This is a genomic window from Nonomuraea pusilla (assembly GCF_900109355.1).
Taxonomy (GTDB): Bacteria; Actinomycetota; Actinomycetes; order Streptosporangiales; family Streptosporangiaceae; genus Nonomuraea; species Nonomuraea pusilla.
Genome location: NZ_FOBF01000030.1, coordinates 42348 through 58367, shown reverse-complemented (window position 1 = coordinate 58367; position 16020 = coordinate 42348). Strand labels below are relative to the sequence as shown.

At 72.3% G+C, this 16020-nt stretch carries 11 protein-coding genes and 1 pseudogene; 1 reads left to right on the top strand and 11 read right to left on the bottom strand.

Going from position 1 to position 16020, the window contains the following annotated elements:
• Positions 1–31: 31 nt before the first annotated feature.
• From rbsD to BMX74_RS39220, 5 genes and pseudogenes are all read right to left on the bottom strand, one after another.
• Positions 32–421 (bottom strand): D-ribose pyranase, encoded by a 390-nt coding sequence (rbsD, locus tag BMX74_RS39245; RefSeq protein WP_091105517.1) that lies wholly within the window; start codon positions 419–421, stop codon positions 32–34.
• Positions 418–2335, bottom strand: a pseudogene (locus BMX74_RS46135) (ABC transporter permease/substrate-binding protein). Before BMX74_RS46135 ends, rbsD begins: the two are co-directional and overlap by 4 nt.
• A complete protein-coding gene (locus BMX74_RS39230; protein ID WP_091105514.1) occupies positions 2325–3857 on the bottom strand; it encodes a sugar ABC transporter ATP-binding protein in 1533 nt (510 codons plus the stop codon). The pseudogene BMX74_RS46135 and the gene BMX74_RS39230 overlap by 11 nt, the downstream one beginning before the upstream one ends.
• Positions 3857–4855 (bottom strand): LacI family DNA-binding transcriptional regulator, encoded by a 999-nt coding sequence (locus BMX74_RS39225; protein WP_055509202.1) that lies wholly within the window; start codon positions 4853–4855, stop codon positions 3857–3859. Before BMX74_RS39225 ends, BMX74_RS39230 begins: the two co-directional genes overlap by 1 nt.
• Positions 4856–4965: 110 nt before the next feature.
• Positions 4966–6471 (bottom strand): golvesin C-terminal-like domain-containing protein, encoded by a 1506-nt coding sequence (locus BMX74_RS39220; protein ID WP_055509205.1) that lies wholly within the window; start codon positions 6469–6471, stop codon positions 4966–4968.
• A 426-nt stretch (positions 6472–6897) separates the two neighbouring features.
• On the opposite strand from BMX74_RS39220, the gene BMX74_RS39215 reads away from it, so the two are divergent.
• The gene (locus BMX74_RS39215; protein ID WP_055509207.1) at positions 6898–8856 is read left to right on the top strand and encodes a family 10 glycosylhydrolase; all 1959 of its coding nucleotides are present in this window, start codon (positions 6898–6900) and stop codon (positions 8854–8856) included.
• Positions 8857–8949: 93 nt separating this feature from the next.
• On the opposite strand, the gene BMX74_RS39210 is transcribed toward BMX74_RS39215, so the two are convergent.
• From BMX74_RS39210 to BMX74_RS39185, 6 genes are all read right to left on the bottom strand, one after another.
• Positions 8950–10182 carry an RNA-guided endonuclease InsQ/TnpB family protein gene (locus BMX74_RS39210; RefSeq protein ID WP_143078926.1) on the bottom strand — a complete coding sequence of 411 codons (1233 nt, stop codon included), beginning with the start codon at positions 10180–10182 and terminating at the stop codon, positions 8950–8952.
• A 333-nt stretch (positions 10183–10515) separates the two neighbouring features.
• Complete coding sequence (locus tag BMX74_RS39205; protein WP_091105510.1) at positions 10516–11700, bottom strand: cytochrome P450; 1185 nt, start codon at positions 11698–11700, stop codon at positions 10516–10518.
• A gap of 106 nt (positions 11701–11806) precedes the next feature.
• Positions 11807–12376: a TetR/AcrR family transcriptional regulator gene (locus BMX74_RS39200; protein WP_055509210.1), complete on the bottom strand. Its 570-nt coding sequence runs from the start codon at positions 12374–12376 to the stop codon at positions 11807–11809.
• Between the two features lie 99 nt (positions 12377–12475).
• A complete protein-coding gene (locus BMX74_RS39195) occupies positions 12476–13894 on the bottom strand; it encodes a pyridoxal phosphate-dependent decarboxylase family protein (protein WP_055509212.1) in 1419 nt (472 codons plus the stop codon).
• Positions 13891–15258 carry an MFS transporter gene (locus BMX74_RS39190; protein WP_091105509.1) on the bottom strand — a complete coding sequence of 456 codons (1368 nt, stop codon included), beginning with the start codon at positions 15256–15258 and terminating at the stop codon, positions 13891–13893. Before BMX74_RS39190 ends, BMX74_RS39195 begins: the two co-directional genes overlap by 4 nt.
• Positions 15259–15365: 107 nt before the next feature.
• Entirely contained in the window at positions 15366–15995 is a 630-nt protein-coding gene (locus BMX74_RS39185) for a TetR/AcrR family transcriptional regulator (RefSeq protein ID WP_055509214.1), read from the bottom strand.
• Between the last annotated feature and the right edge of the window lie 25 nt (positions 15996–16020).

Below are 16020 nucleotides of genomic sequence, written 5' to 3'. Positions count from 1 at the left end.
GCGACCGCCTGAGCGGAGGGTGCCGGGCTTTTCAGAAGGCGACGCCGCAGCGGAGCAGGACGTTCGCGTACGGTCTGGCCTCGCCGGTGCGCACCACCAGGCGGGCGCCAGCCGACAGGCGTTTCAGCTCCTCGTGCGGCACCAGGGTGAGTCCGGGCAGCCGGGAGCCGAGCAGCGCCGCGCAGCCCGGGTTCACCGCCCGCACCTCCTCGGCCGCCGTCGCGCCCTCGACGACCAGTTCGGCGAGCAGCCCGTCGAGGACGTCGGCGAACGACGGGATGCCGGGCAGGAAGGCCAGGTCGACGACCGGCACCCCCGGCGGCAGCGGCATGCCGCTGTCGCAGACCAGCACGTGGTCGGTGTGGCCGAGCCTGGCGAGCGCGCCCGCCAGGTCGGCGTTCAGTATCCCCGAGCGCTTCACTCGAACTCCGCGACGTTCTCCTTGGTCGCGACCTTCACCGGCACGGCCACCGTCTTCTCCACGGTCTCGCCCTTGGCCGCCTTGACGGCGGCGTCCACGGCCTGCTGGCCGAGCAGCTTGGGCTGCTGGGCGACGCTGGCGGCCAGCGTGCCCGCCTGCACCGCCTTCAGCCCGTCGGGGGTGCCGTCGAAGCCGACGACCTTGACCTGCTGCCCCGCCTTCGCGCCCAGCGCCTTGATCGCGCCCAGCGCCATCTCATCGTTCTCGGCGAACACGCCGGTCACGTCCGGGTGGGACTGCAGCAGGTTGGTCATGACATCGAGGCCCTTGGTCCTGTCGAAGTCGGCCGGCTGCTTGGCGACGACCTTGATGCCGGGGAACGCGGCGATGCCCTGCTCGAAACCCTGGCCGCGGTCGCGCGACGCGGACGTGCCCGGCGTGCCCTGGAGCACGACCACGCTGCCCTTCTCGCCCATGTCCTTGGCGAGCTGCTCGGCGGCGAGCTTGCCGCCCGCCACGTTGTCGGACGCCACCGTCTGGGCCACGTCGGCGCCGTTGACGCCGCGGTCGGCCGCGATGACCGGGATCTTGACCCGGTCGGCCGCCTTGACGGCCGGGGCCGCCGCGTCGGAGTCGACCGGGTTGATGATGATCGCCTTCATGTTCTGGCTGGTGAAGTTCTGAACCTGGTTCACCTGCTGGGAGGCGTCGTTCTGCGCGTCGGTGACGGTGAGCGAGACGCCGAGCTTCTGCGCCTGCGCCTGCGCGCCGTCGCGGAGCTGGACGAAGTACGGGTTGTTCAGCGTCGACACCGACATGCCGATCTTGATGTCCCCGCCGCCGGAGGAGCCCGCAGACCCGCCGCCGCCGGACGAACCGCAGGCGGCCAGACCGAGGGTGAGCGCCGCACCGGCCATGACAATCGCGGGAATCCGCATGATCTTTCCCTTTCTAGTTGGTTCCCCTGCGCCGCAGGGTGTCCACGAGCACGGCGAGCGCGATCACCACGCCGATCACGACCTGCTGCCAGAAGGCCGAGACCGACAGGAGGTTCAGCCCGTTGCGCAGCACGGCCAGGATGAGCGCGCCGACGAACGTGCCGAGCGCCCGGCCCTTGCCGCCGGACAGGCTGGCGCCGCCGATCACGACGGCCGCGATGGCGTCGAGCTCGTAGCCGGCGGCGGCCTGCGGCTGCGCCGAGGCGAGGCGGCTGGCCAGCACGATCCCGGCGACCGCCGCGAACGCGCCGGACAGCGCGTACGTGATGAGCTTCTGCCTGTTCACCTTGATGCCGGACAGGCGCGCGGCCTCCTCGTTGCCGCCGATCGCGTACATGGCGCGGCCGGGGTAGGTGCGGTTGAGCACCACGGCCGCGATCAGCCCCATGATCACCATGACGACCACGGGGATCGGCAGGTAGTCGCCGAAGGTGCCGCCCAGGGTGGAGACCGCGTCCGGCATGGCGATCGGGCTGCCCTGGGAGATGACGAGGGCCAGGCCGCGGGCGATGCCGAGCATGGCCAGGGTCGCGATGAACGGCGGGAGCTTGCCGTACGCGATGAGCGCCGCGTTGACCAGCCCGCACACCACGCCGACGGCCAGGGAGACGGCGGTGGCCACCGGCCAGGGCAGCCCGGCGGAGGTCGCGGTCCAGGCCAGGACGATCGCCGACAGCGCGGCGACCGAGCCGACGGACAGGTCGATGCCGCCGGTGACGATCACGAAGGTGGCGCCGAAGGCGAGGATCGCGGTGACGGCCGCCTGGACGCCCACGTTGAGCAGGTTCGTGACGCTGAGGAAGTCGGCCGACAGCAGCGACAGCGCCACGACCAGCACGACGAGCGCGACCAGCGCGCCGTTCTCCGCGAACCACGACGCGGCCGGAGACCGCCGGGCGAGCACATTACTGGACACGAGAACCCTCCACCTCCGTGACCGCCAGCGCCATCACGTCGTCCTGCGTGGTCCCGGCCGCGGGCAGCTCGCCGACGAGCCGCCCCCGCGCCATGACCAGAATCCGGTCGCTCATCCCGAGGATCTCCGGCAGGTCGCTGGAGATCATGAGCACTGCCCGCCCGGCGGCGGTGAGCTCGTTGACGAGCTGGTAGATCTCGACCTTCGCCCCCACGTCGATGCCGCGGGTGGGTTCGTCGAGGATGAGCACGTGGGCGTCGGCCACGAGCCACTTGCCGATGACCACCTTCTGCTGGTTGCCGCCCGACAGCGTGCGGACCTCCTGGTCCAGCCCGGTCATGCGGATGCCGAGCTGCTCGGCCACTTTGGCGGCGGCGCCGCGCTGGCCGGCGCGGTCGACGAAGCCGGCCCTGGTGGCGGCGCGCATGGTGACGAGGCCCAGGTTCTCGCCGATGTCGGCGCCCAGCACCAGCCCCTGGCCCTTGCGGTCCTCGGGCACGAGGCCGAGCCCGGCCTCCATGGCGGCGTGGACGTCGCCCTTGGGCAGCCGCCTGCCGCGCACGACCACCTCGCCCGCGTCGTAGGAGTCGGCGCCGAAGACGGCCCTCGCCACCTCGGTGCGGCCCGCGCCGACCAGCCCGGCCACGCCGACCACCTCGCCGGCGCGCACCTCGAACGACACGTCGTCGAAGACGCCGGTCCTGGTGAGCCCGGAGACCTTCAGCAGGGGCTCGCCCCGCCCGGCGGCCTGCCGGGGGTACTGCTGGTCGATGGGGCGGCCGACCATGACGCCGATCAGCTCGTCCTGCGGGGTGCCCGCGGGCACCTCGGCCACGGACCTGCCGTCGCGCAGCACGGTCACCCGGTCGCCGATCTCGGCGATCTCCTCCAGGTGGTGCGTGATGAACACGATGGACACGCCGTCGTCGCGCAGTTGCCGGACGATGGCGAACAGCTTCTCCACCTCGCCCGTGGTGAGCACCGCGGTGGGCTCGTCCATGATGAGGACGCGGGCGTCGAGCGCGAGCGCCTTGGCGATCTCCACCATCTGCATGCGAGCGATGCCGAGCCGGCCGACGGGCGTGCGCGGGTCGACGTCCACGCCGACCCGGTCGAGCAGCGCCTCGGCCTGCTCGATCATGCGCTTGCGGTCCACCAGGCCGAACCTGCGGGGCGGGCGGCCCAGCGACAGGTTCTCGGCGACGGTGAGCTGGGGGACGAGGTTGAACTCCTGGTAGATGGTGGCGATGCCGAGCCGCTGCGCGTCGCCCGCGCCGCGGATCTCCACCGGCTGCCCGTCCACCAGCACCCGGCCGGCGTCCGGCCGGTACGCGCCCGACAGGATCTTGATGAGGGTGCTCTTGCCCGCGCCGTTCTCGCCGAGCAGGACGTGCACCTCGCCGGCGCGCAGGGTCAGGTCGACCCCGTCGAGGGCCTGCACGCCGGGGAAGCCCTTGCGCAGCCCCTCGGCCCGCAGGATCTCCGTCCCGTGTGCCCTGGTCCTGGCCTTGTCGCTGCTCATCATGAGCCCTTTCCCTCGCAGGACCGGCGGATCACGAGCGTCGCCGGGAGCACCGCCGACGCGGCCGGCCGGCCGTTGACGCGGCTGAGCAGCAGCCGCACGGCGTGCCTGCCCATCTCGGCGGCCGGCTGGGCGATGGCCGTGACGGGCGGGTCGATGTGCTTGAACCAGGTCACGTCGTCGAAGGAGGCGATCGCCACGTCGCGCGGGATGCGCAAGCCCCTCGCCCGGATCTCCTCCAGGCCGCCGAGCGTCATCAGGTTGTCGCCGAAGAAGACGGCGTCGGGGGGTTCGGGCAGGTCGAGCAGCTCGGCGGTGATGCGCCGGCCGCTGCCCTCGCGGAAGTCGCCGGGCCGCACGTACTCGGGCCGCAGCTCCAGGCCCTCGGCGGCCATGGCCGCGGCGAACGCCTCGGTGCGTTCCCGTCCGGTGGACAGGGTGGCGGGGCCGGAGGCCAGCGCGATCCTGCGGTGGCCCTGCTCCCGCAGGTGCCGTACGAGCTCGGCGATGGCGGACGCCCCGTCGGAGCGCACGGTCGGGACGTCCAGCCCGGCGATCGAGCGGTCGAGGAACACCAGGGGCCTGCCCGCCTCGGCGAGCTGCTGCACCAGCGGCGTCAGCTCGGCCGTGGGGCAGATGAGCAGGCCGTCGACCCGCTGCTCCAGCAGGGTGCGGACGTAGTGGTCCTGCTCGTCGGGCCGCTCGTCGGCGTTGCCCATGACGACCGTGTAGCCTTCGCGCCTGGCCTCGTCCTCGACGCCTCTCGCCAGTTCGGTGAAGAACGGGTTGAGTATGTCGCCGATGATGAGGCCGATGGTCCTGGTCGCGGTGGTGCGCAGCGAGCGGGCCACGGCGTTCGGCACGTAGTTGAGCGCCGACATGGCGTCGTAGACGCGGCGGCGCGTCTCGTCGTTGACCGACGGGCTGTCGTTCAGCACGCGCGAGACCGTGGCGACGGACACTCCGGCCGCCGCGGCCACGTCCTTGATGCGTGCCATGCACCCTCCTCCGTGTAATCGATTTCATGAGGGTATGTAATCGATTACATGATGCGCAAGAGGGTGGGCCCACGTTTTTCACCACAACGTGGGCCCGGTTGTGCGAGGTGTCAGCGGCTGATCCGCACCGCGTCGGCGATCACGTAGCCGGTGCCCGACGTCCACCGGCTGACGCCGACGACGTTGAAGGTGCCGGCGTTGAGCGAGAAGGTGCCCAGGCTGCGCCAGGAGCCGCCGCCCGACCGCTGGTCGACGTACACCGTCTGGTTACCGCCTGAGGCGGCCACGATGTACGGCGCCGAGCTGTTGTACCCCGCGTCGGCCGGGTACCACACCTCCACCTTGTACGTGCCCGCGCTGGGGATCGTCGCCTGGTACCAGGCCGGGTCGCTGGCCGCCACCGGGTTGGCGAACCGGTAGTCGGCGCCGTAGCGCTGGCTGGAGTAGGAGGACGTGCCCCAGTTGGAGCTGGCCGTGAACTGCCCGGCGGTGGTGTTGTCCACCGTCGTGGACCACGACGGGGTGCCGCCGCCGGTCACGTAGTTCATGTACGTGGTCCAGTTCCAGTACGAACCCGGGTCGGTGTGCGTCGCGCCCGGCACCTCGTTGTGCCCGATGATGTGCGAGCGGTCCTTCGGGATGCCGTACTTGTCGCAGATGGCCTTCGTCAGGGCCGCCGACGACCGGTACATCGCGTCGGTGAACCACGAGGCGTCGCTGACGTAGCCCTCGTGCTCGATGCCGATCGACCGGGTGTTGTAGGTCCAGTTGCCCGCGTGCCAGGCGATGTCCTTCTCCCGCACCATCTGGGTGATGGCGCCGCTGGAGGACTTGACCACGTAGTGCGCCGACACCTGGGCGCTCGGGTTCTGGAACCAGGAGATCGTGCCGGCGTACGAGCCCTGCGTGACGTGGATGACCACGCGGTCGATGGCGTAGCTCGACGGGCGGCTGGAGGCGGTGTAGTTGCTGGAGCTCGCGGCGACCCAGGCGGCGTCCGGGTAGTCGGAGCTGAGGATCTCCGCCTGCGCGCTGAGGTCGCGGGTGGCCGCGTACTCGCCGCGGTCGGCGGTGACCTCCTGCGGCTTGACGGTCACGCCGCGGGCCGAGACGCCGAGCCCGAGCCCCTCGTACACGGCGTCGGCGTAGAGCCTGGCCAGTTCGGGCGAGGCGGCGGCCGCGTACTTGGCGACGGCGCGGTACCACCGGCCCGCGTCCTTGCGGGCGTTCTCGTCGAGGCCCAGCTCGTCGGCGTACGAGCGGAGCACGGCGGCGCCGCCGAGGACGTTGGAGGCGTCGTCGGCGCGCAGCTTCTCGACGGGCAGGCCGGTGAGCTCGGCGGCCTTCTCCAGGGTGTGGTTGCTCGGGTTGCTGACCAGGTGCATGACGCCGTACCCGCCGCTGGCGCTGGGCTTGCCGGCGTGGCCGTCGAGGTGGGTCTCGGCGTAGGCGAGCGCCACGAGCAGGTCGCGGGGGACGTCCTGGGCGGCGGCGGCGCGGGAGAAGGCGGCGGGGAGAGGGGTGGCCCTGTCGGCGAGCGCGGGCTGTCCCGCGACGACGAGGAGGGCGGCGCTGATCGAGGTGGCGAGGGCGGCTAATCGCGGGCGACGAGACATGGGGTGCTCCTCGATGGGGGGTATCGGGTGCACCGTACGGCAGTTTCTGACTGGATGTCGATAATTGACATTACTCATGAGTTAGGTGAAACTTTTCGCCCACCACTCTGGGGAGGGGTCCCCCTGCGCCGGCGCGCGTCCCGGATGGGACGCACTGAAGGGCGCCGAGGCCCGCCGCGCGGAAGGCCCGCTGGACGTGGAAGTCCGCCAGGGGGGAAGCTCGCCGGACGTGAGGCCTCGCCATGCGGGAAGGCCGCCGGGCAGGGAGGGTTCCCCCGGGTGGGGGGGCTCGTCGGGCCGGAGGGCGTTCCACATGGGAGGGCGTTCCAGGCGGGAGCCGGTGGGGTCGGGTGGTGGATTTTTGGGTCCCCTTGCCTTGACTGAAAACTATTGCGCTTTGCCGGGGATGCGCTGAAACTTCCTTTCGTGACCGCGCTTCTGCGTACCGTCCTGGCCGCATCGGCCGCCCTCGCGACGCTGGCCGTCGCACTCGTGAGCATCGTGGCACCCGCCCCCTCCGCGGCCGCCCTGGCCTGCGCCACCGACCCCGCCACCCCCAAACGGCAGCTCCGCGCGATGTGGATCTCCACCGTCGCCAACATCGACTGGCCGAGCCGCACCGGGCTCAGCGTGTCGGCCCAGCAGTCCGAGTTCCGCGCCTGGCTCGACCTCGCCGTCCAAAAGCGCATGAACGCCGTCGTCGTCCAGGTCAGGCCCACCGCCGACGCGTTCTGGCCCTCCCCGTACGAGCCGTGGTCGCAGTGGCTGACCGGCACCCAGGGGACGAACCCCGGCTACGACCCCCTCGCCTTCATGGTCGCCGAGGCCCACGCCCGCAACATCGAATTCCACGCCTGGTTCAACCCGTACCGGATCGCGAACCACGACGACCCCACCAAGCTCGTCTCCACCCACCCCGCCCGCCAGCACCCCGACTGGCGCTTCGCCTACGGCGGCAAGCTCTACTACAACCCCGGCATCCCGGCCGTGCGGACCTTCATCGAGGACGCCGTCATGGACGCCGTCTCGCGCTACGACATCGACGGCGTCCACCTGGACGACTACTTCTACCCGTATCCCGTGAGCGGCGAGACCATCCCCGACTCCGCCACCTACGCCACCTACGGCGGCGGCTTCCCCAGCGTCGCCGACTGGCGGCGCGACAACGTCAACCGGCTCGTGCAGGAGCTCGGGCAGCGCGTCCACGCGGCCAAGCCGCACGTCGCGTTCGGCATCAGCCCGTTCGGCATCTGGCGCAACTCCTCCACCGACCCGCTCGGCTCGCGCACCTCCGGCCTGCAGTCGTACGACGCGATCTACGCCGACAGCCGCCTGTGGGTGAAGCAGGGCTGGGTGGACTACCTCGCGCCGCAGATCTACTGGCACATCGGCTACTCGGCCGCCGCGTACGAGGTGCTCACCGCGTGGTGGTCGGACGTCGTCAAGGGCACCTCCGTGCAGCTCGTCGTCGGCCAGGCCGCCTACCGGGCGGGCGCGTCCGGCCAGGACGCCGCCTGGCAGGACCCGTCGGAGCTGAGCGACCACCTGACCGACAACCGGCGCCACCCCGAGATCGCCGGGGACGTCTACTTCAGCGCCAAGGACGTCAAGGCCGACCGGATCGGCGCCATCACCACGCTGGTGAACACCCACTACACCAGGCCCGCGCTGCTGCCCGCCCGCGGCGCCGGCGCGGCTCCCGCCGCGCCGGTGATCGGCTCGGCCGTGCGCGGCTCCGGCGGCGTCCAGCTCTCCTGGACCGGCTCGGGCGCCTACTACGCCGTCTACCGGGTGGACGGCACGCCTCCGACCGCCGACCCCTGCTTCTTCGCCGACGCCCGCAACCTGCTCGGCACCACCAGGCAGACCTCCTTCACCGACGCCGCCGCCCCGGCCTCCGCCACCTACTACGTGACGGCGCTCACCCGACAGCACCAGGAGAGCCAGCCGAGCGCCGGCAGATCGGCGGGGTCGGGGACGTTCAGCGTGGTGGTGGACAACGCCGACGCCGGGTTCACCGCGTCGTCGGCCTGGGGCACCTCGTCCTACTCCACGCAGCTCCACGGCACCGACTACCGCTTCGCCACCCCGGTCGCCGCCAGCGACCCGGCCTGGTTCCGCGCGGCCATCCCGAGCACGGGCAGCTACCGGGTGGAGGTCTGGTACCCGTCCAATTCCGGCTACAACAGCGCGACCCCGTACGTGGTGGCGGCCAGTGGCGGGAACCAGACGGTGACGGTCGACCAGCGCTCCGGCGGCGGCCAGTGGCGGGTGCTCGGCACGTACACGCTGGCCGCGGGCACGTACAACGTGGTGGGCGTCAGCCGCTGGACGTCCGCGACCGGGTACGTCATAGCCGACGCCGTCAGGATCACGCAGGTGTGAGCTACCTGGCGTCCCAGGCGGCGCTTCGCACGAAGTGGTTGTCTTGACGCGCTCCCCGGCTTGAAAGCCGAGGATTCAGTCCGTGCCGCGTGTTCATGCGGCACCTCTGAGGCTTCCTGCTTCAACGGGTTGTGCCACCTGGTGAGGTGGTCTTACCTGCCCTCCACCGGAACGGCGTGCGCCGTCCCGCCCACTTTCGTGAGAGGCGTTTAACCTCTCCGCCCGTCCGGCGGCGAGGATGTTCTTCGCGGCGTTGACGTCCCGGTCGTGGACCGCCCCGCAGGGGCAGGTCCACGACCGGACGTTCAGCGGCATCGACTCGGCCACTGCTCCGCATGCCGAGCAGAGCTTGGAGGAGGGGAACCACCGGTCGATCCGGTGGAACGTACGCCCGTACAGGCGAGCCTTGTACTCCAGCATCCCGACGAACGCCGACCAGCCCGCGTCGTGCACGCTCTTGGCCAGCCGGGTACGCGCCAGTCCGTTCACGGCCAGGTCTTCCACGTAGATCGCTTGGTTCTCGCGGATCAGCTTCGTGGATTCCCGGTGGTGGAACTCGCGGCGCGCATCGGCGACCTTCGCGTACTGGCGGGCAACCTTCAGCCGGGCCTTGGCCCGGTTGTTCGACCCCTTGGCCTTGCGAGCGAGCGCCCGCTGGAGCCGCTTGAGTTTCTTCTCGGCCCGGCGCAGGAAACGCGGGAAGCCGATCTTCCGCCCGTCGGACAGGACGGCGAAGTGCCCCAGCCCGAGGTCGATCCCGGCCTCTGGCGCGGCCCGCGGGAGAGGCTTTTCGGTGACCTCGACCACGAACGAGGCGAAGTACCGCCCCGCCGCGTCCTTGACCACCGTCACCGAGGACGGTTCGGCGGGCAGGGCACGCGACCAGCGCACCGCGACGTCACCGATCTTCGGCAGCCGCAGCTCCCCGCCTGGGGTGATGGCAAAGCGGGCGTTCTTGGTGAAGCGGATCGCCTGCCGGTTGTCCCTCTTGGACCGAAAGCGGGGCGCAGCCACTTTCGGCCCCTTCCGCTTGCCTGACAGCGAGGCGAAGAAGTTGCGGCAGGCGGTGTTCAGGTCGGCGAGCGCCTGCTGTAACACCACGGCGGACACCTCACCCAGCCAGGAGCGTTCCGGAGACTTCTTCGCCTCGGTGATCACCCGCTTGGACAGGTCACCGTCGCCGATGTACGGCAGGCCTTGTTCCCGGGCGGCCTGCCGTGCGCGCAGCCCGTCGTTGAACACCACCCTGGCGCACCCGAACGCCCGTGCGAGGGCTTGACGCTGGCCCGGCGTCGGGTAGAGGCGGACGTTGTACCTGAGCTGCACGGCCATGAGTGTACGGATCTACGGACGCTCGCATGGGTATTCGAGAAACCCCGGGAACGACTCGGCGATCAGATCAATGCCGCCCACTACCTCCGCGAGGTCACCATCGTCGAGCGAAACGGCACGGTCTTCGCGGTGAAGATCGACATGTCGGTCAGTTCCTCTCTCGGGCGGCACCGCGCAGCGCGGTGGCGGTGAGTCGCTCCGCGTACGCGCGGTCCACCGGCAGCCCGGTGACGAGGACGCGTAGTACAGCGCTCCGGAGAGCTGGTCGAACAGCGCCTCGACGTAGAGGTCGGGGCGCAGCTCGCCGCGGGGGCCTGCGCCCCTCGGTCACCAGGAGACGGGCAGGCGGCGCACGCCGTAGATCGTCATGTCCGTACGCATGGGCACCTCCTCCGGCGGCACCGCCAGCCGCAGGTGCGGGAAGCGGTCGAACAGCGCCCGGTACGCGACGCGCATCTCGATCCTGGCGAGCTGGTGGCCGAGGCACTGGTGGATGCCGTGGCCGAAGGCCAGGTGGCCGGATCTGGCGGGTTTGGTGACGTCCAGCGTCTCGGGGTCGTCGAAGCGCTCGGGGTCGCGGTTGGCGGCGGGGATGGAGAGCGTCACCACCTGGCCCTTCCTGATCGTCCGCCCGGCGATCTCGACGTCCTCCAGGGCGGCCCGGAGCGGCCCGAGGTGGGCGACGGACAGGTGACGCAGCAGCTCCTCGACCGCGCCGTCCCAGAGGGAGGGGTCCGCGCGCAGCGCGGCGAGCTGGCGCGGGTGCTCCAGCAGCGCGTACGTGCCGAGGCCGAGCATGGAGGCCGTGGTCTCGTGGCCGGCGACCAGGAGCAGCATCGCCATGCCGGTGATCTCCTCGGCCGGCAGCTCCCCGCCCGTGACCAGGCCGCTGAGCAGATCGTCCGCCGGCTGGGCGCGTTTGGCGGCGACGAGCTCGTACAGGTAGCCGAACAGGGAGGTCATCGCCGTGGTGACCTCCTCCTTGGTGGACCCGACACGCAGGGCGGCGGCGGAGTCGCGCTGGAAGCGGTCGCGGTCGGCGTACGGGATGCCGAGCAGTTCGCAGATGACCAGGGAGGGCACGGGCAGGGCGAACTCCTGCACCAGGTCGGCGGGCGCGCCCTTCGCCGCCATGGCGTCGAGGGTCTGGGCGGTGATCCGTTCGATCGCGGGCTCCAGCGCGTTCAGCCTCCGCACGGTGAACTGGGCGGACAGGTGGCGGCGCAGGCGGGTGTGGTCGGGCGGGTCGAGCTGCAGGAAGAAGCCCGGCGGCTGGACGAAGCCGTCGGGGTCGAGCCCCTCCCAGGCGATCGGCCAGCGCAGGTTCTCCAGCCTGCTGCTGAAGCGGGGGTCGGCCAGCACGGCGCGCGCGGCCGCGTATCCGGTCACGAGCCAGCCCTCGTGGCCGCCCGGATAGCTCATGGGGTGCAGGGGCGCCTGTTCCCGCCAGCGTCGCAGGTCCTCCGGCGGGTCGAAGGGCGACGGGCGGTCGACGGGGAAGACAAGGGTCATGATCGGCTCCTCGCGGACACGGGACCCTCTACATCTGTAGAGGCTCTACAGGCGTAGAGTATCGGAGGCGGGCGCCGGTGCCCTCAGGGGATGCCGGGTGAGCGGGTCAGCGCTCGCCGACGGTGGCGAGCAGTGCGCGGATCTTGGGACGCAGGTCGGGGACCGCCGCGCCGGGGTCCTGGGTGAACAGCCGGTCCAGAAGCAGGCCGTCGGCGTACGCGATCAGGTCGCCGGCCCACACGCCGGCGTCGGGGATGCCGGAAGCGTCCAGCAGCCCGGTGGCGAGGGCGCGCAGGTGGGCGCGGTTGGCCGCGAGCACCTCGCGCAGTTCCGGGCGGCGGGTGGCCTCCAGCGAGAGCTCGTACCTGGCCAGCTGGCGGTCGCGGCTGGTCGTGAGCCACTGTCCGACGAGCCAGGCCACCGCCTCGACCAGGCCCTCCCGCCCGCCCGCGGACGCCTGCAGCCGCCGCCGCAGCGCGGCGACCTCGGCGGCGGTGTGCTCGGCCAGGCGTTCGACCGCGGCCTGGAGCAGCGCCTGCCGCGTGCGGAAGTAGTACGACGTGGAGCCCTGCGGCAGGCCTGCCGCCCGATCGACGGCGCGGTGGGTCAGACCGCGCACGCCCTCCGCGGCGAGGAGCCCGATCGCCACGTCGGCGATCTCCTGTCGTCTGGACACCCGGCCGAGTGTAGCCGCGCGCCACCGCCCGCCCGCTGAGCTCCGGCTCCTCCGATCGCCTGGGCCGGGCGGGCGGCGGGCAGGCTCCCGGCTCCGTCCCTAGGAGTAGAGCACCGACAGGAAACGCACGAGCACGGCCTCCCGGGCGGCGGCGGGCAGTGCGTCCAGCACCGTGTTGACCGTCGCCATCCCCGCGCCGCCTGCTTCCGGCCGGAGGTCCACGCCCACCGACGCGGCGAGCTCCGCGAACGTCGCGTCGTCGAGCGCGTCCAGGTCCATGCCCGCGATCAGCTCCACCAGCCCGTCCGGCAGCCGCACCGGGCCGCGCCCCCTGGCCGCCTCGGCCGACTCGGCGATGACCTTGAGCATGGCGTCCACACCCGCGAGCGTCACGCCGGTCACGGTGACGTGCAGGTTCGCCGGGATGCCCGCGTACGACAGCTGCGGCTGCAGGAACCAGCCGCGCGACCGCGCCTCGTCGGCCAGCACGAACACGTCCACGTCCGAGCCGGTGAACGCCACGAGCGACGACTCGGGCTCGCCCAGCACCCGCAGCCCGGGGATCGCCGCGACCCCCTCGCGCAGCCTCCTCGCCGCCTCCAGCGTGGCCCGGCCCAGCGCCTCGTACCCCTCACGGCCCAGCGCCTGCAGCGTGGCCCACGCTCCGCCCAGCGGCCCCGCCGACCTGGAGCTCTGCACGGTCGCGTTGATCACGGTGTAGCCCGGCCAGGCCGCCGAGGCGAAGTACGCCCCGCGCCGCGCCGCCGGGTCGGCGAACAGCACGACCGAGGCGCCCTTCGGCGCGTAACCGAACTTGTGCAGGTCGCACGAGATCGACGTCACGCCCGGCACCGACAGGTCGAACGGCGGGACGTGCGCGCCCGCCGCCCGCAGCCACGGCAGCAGCCAGCCGCCCACGCACGCGTCGACGTGGCACGGCACCCCGGCCGCCGCCGCCACCGCCGCGACCTCCTCCACCGGGTCGATCACGCCCTGCGGGTACGACGGCGCCGACGCCACCACCAGCACCGTCCGCTCGTCGATCGCCTCCCGCACCGCCCGCGCCGTCACCTTGTACGTCTCCAGGTCCACCGGCACGGCCCGCACCTCGACCCCCAGGTAGTGGGCCGCCTTGTGGAAGGCCGGGTGCGCGGTGACCGGCAGCACCACGACGGGGTCGGGCCGCCCCGCCAGGTCGCGGGCCGCCTTCACGGCCAGCATGATCGACTCGGTGCCGCCGCTGGTGAAGACGCCGTGGCCGCCGCCGAGCAGGTCCGCGACCGCGCCCACGACCTGCTTCTCCATCTCCACCACGCTCGGGAACGCCGTCGGGTCGAGGCAGTTGACCTCCAGCATCTCGACGTAGGCGCGGATCGCCGCGTCGTGCACCTCGGCGCGGCCCGTGTCGTACACGTAGGCCGTCACCTGGCCGCCTCGTACCGGCAGGTCGTGCGCCTTCATGCGGGCGATCTCGGCGAGCAGCTCCTCGGCGGCGCGTCCGGCGGCAGGCAGGTTCACACGGTCTCCTTCTCGCGGGCGAGCCTGCCGTAGCGGACGACGAACGGCAGGCTGATCAGCATCAGCAGGGCGGGCAGCGCGGTGAAGCCGAGCAGCAGCCCGGTGAGCGCGGACGGCGGCTGGGCGACCGGCGTCTCCACCGGAGCCGACACGAACCCCGACACGGCGAGCACCCCCGCGAACAGCCCCGGGCCGAGCGCCAGCCCGGCCGTCTCGCCCGCCGTCCACAGCCCCGTGAACGCGCCCGCCTGCGCGTGCCCGGTGCGGGCGGCGTCGGCGTGGACGGTGTCGGGCAGCAGCGACAGCGGCAGCAGTTGCAGCGCGGCGTAGCAGACCCCCGCCAGCGCGGTCAGCCCCAGCGTCGCCGCCAGGCCGCCCGCCGCGACCGACGGCACCAGCGCCACCGCCACCGCGCAGAAGGCCGCCGACGCCGCGAGGTAGCAGCGCACCGCGCCGTACCTGCGGGCCAGGCGCGCCCAGGCCGGCACGGCCGGGATGCTCGGCCCGACCAGGCAGACGAACATCAGCGACGTCAGCCCGTAGTCGCCCAGCCGGTACGACGCCACGTACGGCGCGCCCGCCAGCATGACCGCCACCGCCAGCGCCTGCGTCACGAACGCCGCCAGCAGGGCGAAGAACGGCCGGCTGCCCCTGGCCAGGCGCAGGGCCGCCACGAGGCCGAGCGGCCTGGGGCCTGGCCGGGACTCCACCCAGCGGGTCGAGAGCGTCGCCGTCACCAGCGCCGCCGCCATCACCGCGCCGACCGACGCACCCATGACGGCGTAACCGGGCCTGCCGCCTCCCGAGAGGTCCACGACCGCCGGGGCCAGCCCGCCCGCCACCAGGATGCCGACGGTCAGGCAGACCACCCGCCACGACATGATCCGCGTACGTACCGCCGGGCTGCCCGACATCTCGGCGGGCAGGGCCACGTACGGCACCTGGAAGCAGGCGAACGCGGTGGCGGCCAGCAGGAACGCCGCGCCCGCCCAGACCGCGCCGGGCAGGCCGCCCGCGATGCCGCCCGGCACGGCGAACATCAGCGCGAACGCCACCGGCAGCGCGGCGGAGCCGGCGGCCAGCAGCCGCGTCCTGCGTCCCGTCCTGACGGCCTCGCGGTCGCTGGCCGCGCCGACCAGCGGGTTGAGCAGGACGTCCCAGATCTTGGGCAGGGTCAGGACGGCTCCGCCGACGGCGGCGGGGACGCCCAGGGTGTCGGTCAGGTAGTACAGGAGCAGCAGGCCGGGGACGGCCGAGAAGACGCCGGTGCCGACCGACCCCACGCCGTACCCGAGCAGCCGCCCACCACCCGGGCGGGCCCCCTCGGGGCGAGCGTCCTCCCGGGTGGGGGAGGCCCTCTCCACGCGGAGGTCCTTCCGCGCGGGGGAGTGCGCCTCCGGGTGGGTGGTCTTCTCCCGGGCGGAGGGCGGTAAGGGGCGGGTCCCCGGAGCGGGGTCTTCCGGGGGGCGGGTCACGGGGTGGGGCCGGGGAGGCCGAGGGCGAGGTGGAGGGTGCGGTGGAGGTGGGCGCGGAAGCGGCGCAGCGCCGCCCGGTCGCCGGCGCTCCTGCGGCGGCCGTCGCCGTCGAGCACGCCGCCCTTGGCGAAGCCGTGGACGCACCAGATGACCGTCCAGATGGCGTACTCCACGTCCACCTCGGGGTCGATGACGCCGGAGCCGAGCGCGGGCGCGAGCGCGGCGGTCACCGAGGTCACCAGCGGCTGCACGTACTGGCGCTCCAGCTCGGTGATGTCGCCGGCGTCGGAGAGCCAGCGGTGCATCCACAGGGCGGGCACCTCGGGGTTGTCCACGCAGAAGTCGAGGTAGTCGTCGACCAGCCGGTGGATCGCCCCGACCGGGTCGCCGCCGGGCAGGCGCCCGAGCGCGTCGTCGAGCGCCGCCTTCTCGGCCCGGTGGGCGGCCTCCATGACCGCGAGGTACAGCTCCCGCTTGCCGCCGACGTGGTAGTTCACGGTGGCGATGTTCAGCCCCGCCGCGTCGGCGATCTGGCGCGTGGACGTGCCGTCGTAGCCGAGCGCGGCGAACAGCGTGGTCGCCACCTTGAGGATCGCGGCGGCCTGTCCGCTGTCCGCAGGTGTCATGCAGCAGAACGTAGTTCGGCTGGGC

Excerpts from the sequence above, each read along its gene's own strand:
- BMX74_RS39230 (WP_091105514.1), bottom strand. The coding sequence starts at position 3,857 with ATGAGCAGCGACAAGGCCAGGACCAGGGCACACGGGACGGAGATCCTG.
- BMX74_RS39225 (WP_055509202.1), bottom strand. The coding sequence starts at position 4,855 with ATGGCACGCATCAAGGACGTGGCCGCGGCGGCCGGAGTGTCCGTCGCC.
- BMX74_RS39220 (WP_055509205.1), bottom strand. The coding sequence starts at position 6,471 with ATGTCTCGTCGCCCGCGATTAGCCGCCCTCGCCACCTCGATCAGCGCC.
- BMX74_RS39205 (WP_091105510.1), bottom strand. The coding sequence starts at position 11,700 with ATGACCCTTGTCTTCCCCGTCGACCGCCCGTCGCCCTTCGACCCGCCG.
- BMX74_RS39185 (WP_055509214.1), bottom strand. The coding sequence starts at position 15,995 with ATGACACCTGCGGACAGCGGACAGGCCGCCGCGATCCTCAAGGTGGCG.